This window comes from Bacillus sp. DX3.1 (assembly GCF_030292155.1).
Classification (GTDB): Bacteria; Bacillota; Bacilli; order Bacillales; family Bacillaceae_G; genus Bacillus_A.
In genome coordinates, this window is record NZ_CP128153.1 from 698440 (window position 1) to 710605 (window position 12166).

The following is a 12166-nucleotide window of genomic DNA, read 5'->3' on the forward strand; positions in this document are numbered from 1 at the left end:
AAAGCACAAGGAGGGAGAAAGATGGCAGAGGCACTCGTGAAACGAAAACTTGTGTTAGAAGGATTAGATTGTGCAAACTGTGCGATGAAAATTGAAAAAGGCGTTGGTGAGTTAGAAGGTGTATCTTCTTGTTCGGTTAACTTTGTAACAAAGATGATGACAGTAGAAACAGATCAAAATAAAGAAAACAATGTGATTGCTGAAGCAAAGCAGCTTGTTACGAAACTAGAACCGCACATTCAGGTGCAAGAAGAACAAAAAACAAAGTCGGCAAAAGAAATTTTCCTATTAGAAGGATTAGATTGTGCCAATTGTGCAATGAAAATTGAAACAAAGGTAAAGGAAATGCCGGGAGTCTCAGCAGCAACTGTTGATTTTGTTTCCAAGAAATTAAAAGTCGAAGTTGTAAGTAAAAAAGAGCTTGAAACAACAGTACAGGACATCAAAAATGTTGTGCATAAACTAGAGCCAGATGTAAACGTAGTGCGAGAAGAAGAGAGGAAAGATCATGAACATGGACATAGCCACGATCATGGCGAAGGAAATGTTAAGAAAATGCTGTGGCGTATATCGATTGGTGCGGTTGTAACAGGGATTGCTGCACTTGCTGGATTGCCGCAAATGGTGACAATTCCCCTCTTTGTGATTGCATATCTTATAATTGGTGGAGATATCGTTTGGCGGGCTGTGAGAAATATAACCCGCGGCCAAGTGTTTGATGAAAACTTTTTAATGGCAATTGCGACGCTTGGAGCATTTGCAATTAAAGAATATCCAGAAGCAGTTGCGGTTATGCTCTTTTACCAAGTCGGTGAATTATTCCAAAGTGTTGCTGTGAATCGTTCTCGAAAATCAATTAGCTCGTTAATGGATATTCGCCCTGATTATGCCAACATAAAAGTAGGGAAAGAAACAAAACAAGTATCACCAGAAGAAGTACAAATTGGAGACCTTATCATTGTAAAACCGGGTGAGAGAGTACCGTTAGATGGAAAAGTAATCGAAGGAACATCAATGGTAGATACTTCAGCATTAACAGGTGAATCTGTACCTCGTGAAGTGGAAGTAGGGAATGATGTATTAAGTGGTTTCGTTAACCAAAATGGTGTGTTAACAATTGAGGTTACAAAAGAATTTGGTGAATCTACTGTATCAAAAATTTTAGATCTAGTACAAAATGCAAGTAGCCGCAAAGCACCGACTGAAAACTTTATTACGAAATTTGCACGTTACTATACACCGGTTGTTGTTATTACAGCAGCGGCACTTGCGTTTATTCCGCCTCTCATTTTAGAAGGTGCAACATTCTCTGATTGGATTTACCGTGCGTTAGTATTCCTTGTTATTTCTTGTCCGTGTGCGTTAGTTGTTTCCATTCCCCTAGGATTCTTTGGGGGGATTGGTGGGGCATCAAAAAGCGGTATTTTAATAAAAGGAAGCAACTATTTAGAAGCATTAAATGATGTGACGCATATCGTATTTGATAAAACAGGAACATTAACAAAAGGTGTCTTTAAAGTAACAATGATGGAGCCAAACGGTACAACTACGCAAGAAGAGCTCCTTGAATATGCTGCATTTGCAGAAGTGTATTCAAATCATCCAATTGCACAATCCATTCGAAGTGCTTATGGGAAAGCAATTGATGAAAATGTAATCGAGGACTACAATGAAATTTCCGGTCATGGTACGGTTGTAAAAGTAAACGGTAAAGAAATATTTGCTGGTAACGCAAAATTAATGAAAAAAGAAAATATTGCATTCCAGCAGCCGCAGACTGTAGGGACACTTGTTCATGTTGCTGTAGATGGCACGTATGCAGGATATATCGTCATTTCAGATGAAGTGAAAGAGGATTCTAAACAAGCGATCAAAATGCTAAAAGAACTTGGGATTAAGAAAACAGTAATGTTAACAGGTGATGCGAAGTTAGTTGGAGAAGCGGTTGGAAAACAGCTTGGTTTAGATGAAGTGCATGCTGAATTATTACCACAACAAAAAGTAGAAGAAATTGAAAAAATTGATGCGGCAAAACATGCAAAAGAAAAAATTGCATTCGTTGGTGATGGTATTAACGATACGCCAGTATTAGCTAGAGCAGACGTTGGGATTGCAATGGGTGGCCTAGGTTCGGATGCAGCGATTGAAGCGGCGGATATTGTTATCATGACGGATGAACCTTCTAAAATCGCAACAGCTGTCAAAATTGCAAAACGTACACGTAGCATTGTATGGCAAAACATTATCTTTGCACTAGGAGTAAAAGGACTTGTTTTATTACTCGGTGCATTCGGCATTGCAACGATGTGGGAAGCTGTTTTCTCCGATGTTGGTGTTACACTACTCGCTGTATTAAATGCAATGCGTGTATTACAAGTAAAAGATTTGTAAAATAAGAAGAGAAGCGAAAAGTTAAAAATACTATAATGATTAGAGGATACTACGTTCAATATAAGAGCGTATATCCTCTTTCTTTTTATATAATAAAATTTTTATATAGCTATGGAGGAATATATCTAAAATATATAGAATATTCAGTTGTTAATGAAAATTTTAAGAAGGTGGGGACATAGCCCACAGCGGAAGGCGTAGTGAGGTCTGTAAATCGAGGAGAATTAGAAAACGGAGCAAAGCTCAAAACAGGTGAACGGGGAATTTTTGTATCGCAAATCTAACAAATTACGAAATACTTTAAAAGCTAAAGAAAGACTAACGAGGGAATAAAGATGAAAATACAATTAAAAGCTGATTTAATGCTACTAATGATTACATTTTTTTGGGGTGCATCCATCTTACTTACAAAAATTGGCCTTGATTACGTACAAGAATATAATTTAATCTCATTACGTTTTATTATTGCTTTTCTTTTGTCAGGCATAGTATTTTACAAGCACCTAATCAAAATTGATTTTAAGACTATAAAATATGCTTTTATATTAGCTTCTATTTTGTTTATAGTTTATGTTTTTGCGACTTTTGGTACAAAGTATACATCTGTTTCTAATGCTGGTTTCTTAATGAGTCTCACAGTCATATTTATTCCAGTATTATCATCTATATTTTTAAAGCAAAGGCCTGAAAAAAAGTTGTATTGGGAATTGTTTTAACCATAGTAGGAATAGGTCTATTAACATTAAATAGCCAATTAAAGATAGGTGATGGTGATATATTATGTATTTTATGTGCTTTATTTTATGCAGTTCATATCATCGTTACTGGAACAATGACTAAGCATGTTAATTCAATTACCCTGGGAGTTTTACAACTTGGTTTCGTTGGCCTATTTAGTATCATTTTCTCAATGTTTATGGAAACACCAAAACTTCCTGACACTTCCGCATCATGGTTTTCAATCTTAGCATTAAGCATATTTTGTACAGCAATAGCTTTCATTGTTCAAATAATTGCACAGCAATATACCAGTCCTACACATACAGGTCTTATTTTTTCATTAGAACCTGTTTTTTCAGCAGGTTTTGCTTTCTTTTTCACAGGTGAAACTCTCACATTTAAAGGTTATTTAGGTGCAACACTATTATTATTAAGTGTATTAATTGCTGAACTAGATTTTAAAAGTTTATTAAAACTAAATTATAAGAAAAATATAGAATAGATATTTTATCATGGTACATAAAAATACATCTACGTTGAGAATATTCATTTGTATCATTCTAATTTACATAACCTAGATTTACTTCTGATGAATTCAATTATGTGAACTAGAGATGTATATGGTATACAATGATTTATGGCTTTTTGATTCATTTATAATAAATTAGTAGGTATGTCTAAGTTTAATAGATTTTTTGCACCAAAACTGTATTAAAAACTGTGAAATCATAATCCATATATTACTATTTTTTTATTTTTAGAACAAATTGATTAATTGATTTAGACCATTTTAATAAAGTATTGCATACTATGAAATTGTAATCTGCAGATTACTAATCTTTTGATTTAATTGGAGGTGAATTTAAAATGCCTTTCACTACTGGTCCAATTGAAAACGTAGGAAATCAACCTGCTAATGCAAATAGAGCTAGGGTTAAAATCCTCAATCGTACTGGAGGTCCACTTACTGGGGTAGTTAGATCTTTTAGACTTGACGGTACAAGAACATTAATCGAACAGATAAACTTTAATGTGGCTGCTAATGCTTCTAATTTTGTAACTCTAAGTTTAGTTCACTCTACTTTGGGACAAGCGCTTCAATACGAAGTTGAAATTGTTCCTAATCAAAACGGTGGTATATACAGTGTTTACGGAGTAACAGCTGGTGGCGTTATTATTACTGCACAACGAGTATTGAATTCAGAATTAACGCAGATTCTTTAGTTTTAAAAAATGGGTTGGGTACCTAAAAGGTGTCCAACCCATTTTATTGTCGATAATCATATGTTATGTCAGCTATATAAATCCAAATTTAAAAAACGACATAAAACCCTTCTTTTTAGGTGGGAGAGAGCATCCGGCCATGCATAGAAGCGGTCAGATCCTTTTCCTGCCCAGACATAGTGAAAACAAAGAGAGAAAACGAGTGTAGGTCACCTTTTGTTATCCATAGCCGCAGCTTATATGTCGAAAAATCAGAATGGATTTATATAGATATGATATACGGTATATATAAGTAAGAAAGGTAGTAATGCTTGTAGTTTATATAAGAGATGTAAGAGATTTGTTCGATCTTATAAATAGTGTATGTAAGAAAGAAAAAAGTACCTGTACCATTTTTTTAGGTATACAGCAACGATTCGAGGAATAATCAGCTGTATATGGAATTTTTTATAATAAAATATTTGAGAGAATATGAGGCTAATCAACAAGCGCTTTTTTGGTTGAAACATAGAATAATATTATCTTTGATAGAGAGGAGGTATTTTTTAGATGGCTAATCATGATAAATGTGTATGTGAACAATTAGCAAGATTACAGTTAGGTACAGAAGTAGATATTTTTCTAAGTGGAAATACAATAGAAGATGTTATTTTTGCTAATTTCGATCCGGAAAATTTTTGTGCAACTTTTGTAGATAATGAAACAGAACCAGGAACTGTGATTGTTTTAGATTGTCGAGACATTCTAGCACTTCGAATTGAATAATTAGGTAGCAAAAAGGGCTTTTTTCAAAGCTCTTTTTGCCATTTTATAAATTTATTTTTATATTAAATAAGTAAGAGAGGAAAAGAAAAATGTCAATTTTTATAAACTATACTATTACACCTAAAGTATTTGGTTTTAATTTAGTAAATCCTATTAATCAACAATCTTTTTATATACGAAATCTCAAAAAAAATTCTAAAAGTATGCGTTATCTTTTAGAAACATTTTATTTAGGAAGGAACGTAAAACAACTTTTAGTTAATGGAATAAGATTAATAGTCTCTATGTTTGTAGGATTCCATAATAAAACAGGTCTTGCTACATTTATAGATGAAAATGGAGACATTGTTTTAGTTAATTGTGATTCTATTGATGCAATTTTACTTTGATATAAATACAAATTAAAAAACCGACATAAACCCCTTCCTTTTAGGTGGGAGAGAGCATCCGACCATGCATAGAAGCGGTCAGATCCTTTTCCTGCCCAGACATAGTGAAAACAAAGAGAGAAAACGAGTGCAGGTCACCTTTTGTTATCCATAGCCGTGGCTATATGTCGAAAAATCAAAATGGATTTATATAAATAAAAAATAGAGTTATTTTACTTTTCTAATGTTATACAATTAAAAATTTATAAATAGGATAAATTTCCAAAAAATTAGTGGTATTCCTATATAAATTATACAAAGTAGTAAAAAAAGAACTGACTCATAAGTTAGTTCTTTTTCTGTTTTACTTTATTTTTTTAACCTCTTTAAAATTCAGGTCTTAATAACAATCACTTCTCTTTTTATTTTTGGATATTATTTGAAATTTGATCCCGCACAGTTTGAATATAATTCATTTTATGATCCCAGCACATTTGGCTTAGATCAACGGGATATTCTTCAGGGTTAAGCGTTCGTGTATATTCTTCCCAAAATAGTGCTAAACTGCTTTCTGCATAGGCTTGAATCTCTAGTATGTCAGGTAATTCATACGTTCTTTTACCATTTATGAAAATATCATGGTGTAGCTCACGTGCTTCGAAGTTCGTCACAAATTTACTAATGTACGTATGAACAGGGTGGAACATTTTTAACCGTTCTTCTTGTTGTGGTACTTCTGTTTCTAAAGCGATATAATCACCTTCTGTATGTTGGTTTACGCGATTAATAATACGATACACACGCTTTAATCCTGGTGTTGTAATCTTTTCAGGATTGGAAGAAATTTTGATTGTATCGTTTAATGTCCCATCCTCATCTTCAATGGCCACCAATTTATAAACAGCACCTAATGCGGGCTGCTCAAATGATGTAATGAGCTTTGTTCCCACACCCCACACATCGATTTTTGATCCCTGTGATTTTAAATGCATAATCGTATATTCATCTAAATCGCTAGAAGCGATAATTTTTGTGTTTGTAAATCCTGCTTCATCAAGCAGTTTTCGTGCTTCTTTTGATAAATATGCCATATCGCCACTATCAAGACGAATCCCGTAAAAATTAATGCGATCGCCAAATTCTTTCGCAATGCGAATTGCATTTGGCACACCAGATTTTAAAGTGTCATAGGTATCAACGAGAAAAACGCATTTCTCATGTGTTTCCGCGTATTTTTTAAAGGCAACATATTCGTCACGATATGCTTGGACAAATGAATGAGCATGAGTGCCTGCCACTGGAATGCCAAACCTTTTTCCTGCACGGACGTTACTTGTAGAAGAAAATCCCCCGATAAAGGCTGCGCGTGTCCCCCAAAGGGCAGCGTCGAATTCATGGGCACGACGTGTACCAAATTCCAGTAGCTCATCATTGTTCGCTGCATGCTTCATTCGAGCAGCTTTTGTAGCAATTAATGTTTGGTAATTCACAATGTTCAACAAAGCAGTTTCAATAATTTGAGCTTCTCCAAGCGGTGCATCAACACGCAGGAGTGGTTCATTGTTAAAAATAACTTCGCCTTCTATCATGCTGCGAATCGTTCCAGTAAACTTCATATTTTGTAAATAATGTAGAAATTCTTCCTCAAATTGAAGCTCTTTTAAATAAGCGATATCACTTTCGGTGAAACGAAAATTTTCTATGTACTCGATAATTTTTTCAAGACCAGCAAAAAGGGCATAACCATTTTCAAATGGAAGCTTCCGAAAATATAAATCAAAAACAGAGCGGCGATTATGAATGCCGTCTTTCCAATACGTATAAGCCATATTAATTTGATATAAATCTGTATGTAAGGCGTAACTATCGTCTTTATAATGATTCATTGCGAAAAACACCTCCGTAATTTGGTTATAGTATAACAATTTTTACTAGTTTATGCCAAAGAAGATCCTCTTAGTAAGAAGGAGGAGGACTTTCTTTGGATGATTATGTAGGAAATTTAGACATAATCATCCATACCATTGATCAAGTAAAAAGTACAGTCAAGTCAGTTGAAAAAACGACATAAAACCCTTCTTGTTAGGAGGGAGAGAGCATCCGGCCATGCGTAGAAGCGGTCAGATCCTTTTCCTGCCCCATGCGAAGTGAAAACAAAGAGAGAAAACGAGTGCAGGTCACCTTTTGTTATCCATAGCCGCGCTATATGTCGAAAAATCAAAATGGATTTATATAATATAAAATTTGGTTGTTTGGATTGGAATAAAACTCTTTTATCAAAAAATAAATAGAAAATTTGCATTTATTAATTTATATTTTTGCCATTTTTATGTATTATTAGAGTAGAGAGGGTAAATGAGAATGGAGGAGGACAATGCAACAAACTTTAGAAAAAATTGGCAAACAAGTTTTTTATAAGCGACTTCAGCAAAAAATGACACAAGAAGAATTATGTCAGGGCATTTGTTCCGTCTCATATTTAAGTAAAATTGAAAATGGAAAGATAGAAGCATCGGAAGAAATTCTGCAGTTGCTCTGTGTGAGGTTAGAGATTGCTGTGTCGGATTTGAGAGATGTGGAAGCTGAAGTGAAAGAGAAGCTGGATGACTGGTTAAACGCATTAGTTCATTTGGATAAACAACAGGTTGAACGCATATACAACGAACTACAGTCTGAAATGCAGCATGTTTTAGATTTTGAAATCATAAATTATTTTAATCTTCTTTATACACGTTATTTAATTATGAAAAGGGATCTTCCAGCGCTTGAAGAGGAATTAGAGAAGCTGAAGAAGATGTATAAGAAGTATTCGCCATTTCAGAAATTGTTGTATACGTATAGCAGTGCTTTGAGGTATTTCATGAAGCATAGATACAAAGCCTCACTTGAGTGTTTGATTCAAGCAGAATTAATGGCGAAAGAGCAAGGTTATTATGAGACCGGGATTTATTATAATTTAGCGCTCGTATATAATCATCTAGAAGCTGAACATATGTCACTACATTTTGCTCAAATTGCATTAGAAGGATTCCGAAATGAATATAAGTTTCGGAATGTAATTAATTGTCAGCTTATTATTGCTTTTAGTTATATACACAGGAAACAATATAGTGAAGCCTTAGAAATGTATAATAATATTTTAAGAGAGGCAAATTCTTTTGCTGATAAAGATAACATTATAGCGATGGCTTTAAATAATATAGGATATTTGCATTATCATAAAAAAGAGTATGCAAAAGCAAAGGAATATTATTTACAGTGTTTACAGTACAAAAAAGAAGAAGATTTTAGGTATATTGATACTACATATGAGATAGCTTTACAATGTGCTCAATTGCAAGAGTTTGAAGAAGCAAGGGAATGGATTACCAAAGGAATAACTGTTGCGAGAAAAGAGGAAAGATATAAAGGCGTGTTATATTTACTCTTAATGCTTCAGTATAAGTATTTTGAAAAAAAGGAAATATATATAAAGTTTTTAGAAGTAGAGGCTATTCCTTTCTTTAAAACAGAGGAAAATACAAAAGAATTGAAGAAGGTTTATTTAGAACTGGCAGAATACTTCGGAGGATTATCGGAATTCAAAGAAAGTAATCGCTATTATAAATTAGCGATAGCTTTGCTAGAAGAAGAGGGAGGACAATAGTATGAAAAAAGCATTTGTTGGTAGACTTGTGCTTATGATGTCCTTGATTGCTATAGTAGAGTTACAATATATTTGGATACCAGAAATGCTCTAGTCAAGAAATAATTTTAATAGAGATAATGAACGTATAAAGATACTTAAAAAGGTCCTTTCCAAAACGGAAAGGACCTTTCTCAATATTTGTTCCGCAAAATTCTACAAAAGTTGAGAAAAAATTTATTTTACTTTTTAGTATATTAATAGTGGAAACCTAATGCTAATATAAAATTACTCTTTTTCAAATTTTCAAAAAAAAATTATTAGGGGGAAGGTTATATGAAAAAGAAAAGTTTAGCATTTGTATTAGCAGCAGGAATGGCAGTTACGACATTTGGAGGGACAAGCTCTGCGTTTGCAGATTCAAAGAATGTACTCTCTACGAAAAAGTATAATGAGGCGGTACAGTCACCTGAATTTATTTCTGGTGATCTGACTGGTGCATCTGGGAAGAAAGCAGAATCTGTCGTTTTTGATTATTTAAATGCGGCAAAACAAGATTATAAGCTAGGAGAAAAGAGTGCGGAGGATTCCTTTAAAGTAAAACAAGTAACAAAGGATTCTGTAGGAGATGCGACAGTTGTACGTTTACAGCAAGTATATGAAGGAATACCTGTATGGGGATCTACTCAACTAGCTCACGTTGGAAAAGATGGTGCGCTAAAAGTGTTATCTGGAACAGTAGCACCTGATTTGGACAAAAAGGAAAAATTAAAAAAACAAAATAAAATTGAAGATAAAAAAGCGATTGAAATTGCACAGCAAGATTTAGGGTTAACTCCGAAATATGAAGTAGAACCATCAGCAGATTTATATGTATATCAAAATGGTGAAGAAGCAACTTACGCATATGTTGTGAAGTTGAATTTCTTAGACCCAGAACCAGGAAACTATTATTATTTCATTGAAGCAGATAGCGGAAAAGTGTTAAATAAATACAATACAATTGGTCATGTAACAAATGAAAATAAAGCTCCGCTTAAACCGGAAGCTGCTGTAAAACCTGTAACAGGAACAAATAAAGTAGGAACAGGTAAAGGGGTATTAGGAGATACAAAATCTATTAATACAACATTATCTGGATCTAGTTACTACTTACAAGACAATACACGCGGTGCAACGATCTTCACATATGATGCGAAAAATCGTTCTACGCTGCCTGGAACATTATGGGTGGACACAGATAACATTTTCAATGCGAGCCGTGATGCAGCAGCAGTAGATGCTCATTACTATGCTGGTGTAACGTATGATTATTATAAAAATACGTTTAACAGAAACTCTATCAATAATGCTGGAGCGCCGTTAAAATCAACGGTTCATTACGGAAGCAATTACAATAATGCATTCTGGAATGGCTCGCAAATGGTATATGGAGATGGAGATGGATCTACATTTGTAGCGTTATCTGGTGGAGTAGATGTAATTGGGCATGAATTAACACATGCTGTTACAGAATATAGTTCAAATCTTATTTATCAAAATGAGTCCGGAGCATTAAATGAAGCGATTTCTGATGTTTTCGGTACTTTAGTAGAATACTATGATAATCGTAATCCAGATTGGGAAGTAGGAGAAGATATTTATACGCCTGGTCAAGCAGGAGATGCACTTCGCTCTATGAGTGATCCAGCAAAGTATGGCGATCCTGATCATTATTCTAAACGTTATACAGGATCTAGCGATAATGGTGGTGTTCATACGAATAGCGGTATTATTAACAAAGCTGCTTATTTACTAGCGAATGGTGGTACACATTATGGCGTAACTGTGAATGGTATTGGTAAAGATAAAGCAGGAGCAATTTATTATCGTGCAAATACAGTATATTTCACGGAATCTACTACATTTAGCCAAGCTCGTGCTGGTTTAGTACAAGCTGCTGCTGATTTATATGGTGCAAACTCTGCGGAAGTTACAGCAGTGAAGCAATCGTATGATGCAGTTGGTGTAAAATAAGTTTCACTCCCCTTTAGGGACAATAAAAAAAGGAGCAGATGCTCCTTTTTTTTATTGTTTCTTCCACTTTTTCCATATATAAAATAGTCCGAGACAACCAGCAATCGTTATAATCCACTTTGCTTCCTTTGTTCCGTTCATTACATGATAAGCAGAATAAACTTCAATGAGCAATGCGGGTATTTTCCCTATTGTACTGGCGATACTGAAAGAGAGCAGTGACATTTTTCCTAGAGCTGCAAATAGTGTAACGATACTTGATGGAATAAATGGAACAAACCGAAACGATAAGACAAGTAAAAAGGCTTCTTTTCCTTGTACGTAAAGGAGACGTTCTATTTTTGGATAAGGGTTTATTTTTTTTTGGGCGAATTTTTGAAGTCCTAATCGATAGAAATAAAAGGAGACAATTGCTCCTAACGCTTCGCCAGCAATCGAAATAATCGTCCCATCGGATAAACCGAAAAGCTGTATGTTAATTGCTGTTAAGAAGATGCTTGGAATAAAACCAGCGAGGCTGATGATGATATTGAATAGGATGCTAAGTGGAATTGCAATACTGTAATGATCTGTGAGAAAAGAGTGAATGATTTCTTGCATCTATTTAAGTCCTTTGCCTTTTTTAGCATTACATCACATTTTATCTATAGAGGCAAGAGTGGATTTTATTATAATTATAAATTTTTTACAGTTAAAAACTTGCAAAAATATACCCCTTACGGGTATAATGTATATATGATGGGGGGTATATAAATGGATCATTGTTCAAATGAAGAAAAAATGGTTCCGCGAACGGACGAAGAAATTGATAGGGTTGTAAAGCGTTTAAAACGTATTGAAGGCCAAGTGCGCGGTATACAGAAGATGATTGAAGAAAATCGGTATTGTGTGGATGTCCTTATACAAATTTCTGCAGTACAGGCAGCTTTAAATAAAGTAGGTTTTTCATTGATGGAGCGTCACACAAGCCATTGTGTTGCAAAAGCAATTCAAGAAGGAAATGGAGACGAGTCGATTCAAGAATTAATGAAAGTCATCAAACAGTTCTCGAAATAGA

Annotated in this window: 9 protein-coding genes and 1 pseudogene; 8 read left to right on the plus strand and 2 right to left on the minus strand. The window is 34.3% G+C overall.

Annotation, left to right across the window (positions count from 1 at the left end; all coding sequences use genetic code 11):
• The first annotated feature begins 21 nt into the window (after positions 1-21).
• The 5 genes and pseudogenes from QRE67_RS03390 (at position 22) to QRE67_RS03410 (ending at position 5489) form a co-directional block, all read left to right on the plus strand.
• Positions 22-2391: a heavy metal translocating P-type ATPase gene (locus QRE67_RS03390; protein ID WP_286123543.1), complete on the plus strand. Its 2370-nt coding sequence runs from the start codon at positions 22-24 to the stop codon at positions 2389-2391.
• Between the two features lie 335 nt (positions 2392-2726).
• Positions 2727-3613: pseudogene (locus tag QRE67_RS03395) on the plus strand (DMT family transporter).
• Positions 3614-3978: 365 nt separating this feature from the next.
• The gene (locus QRE67_RS03400; protein WP_286123544.1) at positions 3979-4335 is read left to right on the plus strand and encodes an ATPase; all 357 of its coding nucleotides are present in this window, start codon (positions 3979-3981) and stop codon (positions 4333-4335) included.
• 549 nt (positions 4336-4884) lie between these two features.
• Positions 4885-5100: a penicillin-binding protein gene (locus QRE67_RS03405; RefSeq protein WP_286123545.1), complete on the plus strand. Its 216-nt coding sequence runs from the start codon at positions 4885-4887 to the stop codon at positions 5098-5100.
• Between the two features lie 89 nt (positions 5101-5189).
• On the plus strand, positions 5190-5489 hold the full coding sequence (locus QRE67_RS03410; RefSeq protein WP_286123546.1) for a hypothetical protein: 300 nt from the start codon (positions 5190-5192) through the stop codon (positions 5487-5489).
• Positions 5490-5890: 401 nt separating this feature from the next.
• Here QRE67_RS03410 and QRE67_RS03415 read toward each other — a convergent pair whose 3' ends face one another.
• Complete coding sequence (locus QRE67_RS03415; RefSeq protein ID WP_286123547.1) at positions 5891-7354, minus strand: nicotinate phosphoribosyltransferase; 1464 nt, start codon at positions 7352-7354, stop codon at positions 5891-5893.
• A 488-nt stretch (positions 7355-7842) separates the two neighbouring features.
• On the opposite strand from QRE67_RS03415, the gene QRE67_RS03420 reads away from it, so the two are divergent.
• Together QRE67_RS03420 and QRE67_RS03425 are read left to right on the plus strand one after the other, a co-directional pair.
• A complete protein-coding gene (locus QRE67_RS03420; RefSeq protein ID WP_286123548.1) occupies positions 7843-9114 on the plus strand; it encodes a helix-turn-helix domain-containing protein in 1272 nt (423 codons plus the stop codon).
• A 315-nt stretch (positions 9115-9429) separates the two neighbouring features.
• Entirely contained in the window at positions 9430-11109 is a 1680-nt protein-coding gene (locus QRE67_RS03425; RefSeq protein ID WP_286123549.1) for a M4 family metallopeptidase, read from the plus strand.
• A 51-nt stretch (positions 11110-11160) separates the two neighbouring features.
• Here the strand turns inward: QRE67_RS03425 and QRE67_RS03430 are convergent, their stop codons facing one another.
• Positions 11161-11709 carry a TVP38/TMEM64 family protein gene (locus QRE67_RS03430; protein WP_286123550.1) on the minus strand — a complete coding sequence of 183 codons (549 nt, stop codon included), beginning with the start codon at positions 11707-11709 and terminating at the stop codon, positions 11161-11163.
• A gap of 153 nt (positions 11710-11862) precedes the next feature.
• Between QRE67_RS03430 and QRE67_RS03435 the strand changes: the two genes are divergently transcribed.
• A complete protein-coding gene (locus QRE67_RS03435) occupies positions 11863-12165 on the plus strand; it encodes a metal-sensing transcriptional repressor (protein WP_286123551.1) in 303 nt (100 codons plus the stop codon).
• Position 12166: the final 1 nt, after the last annotated feature.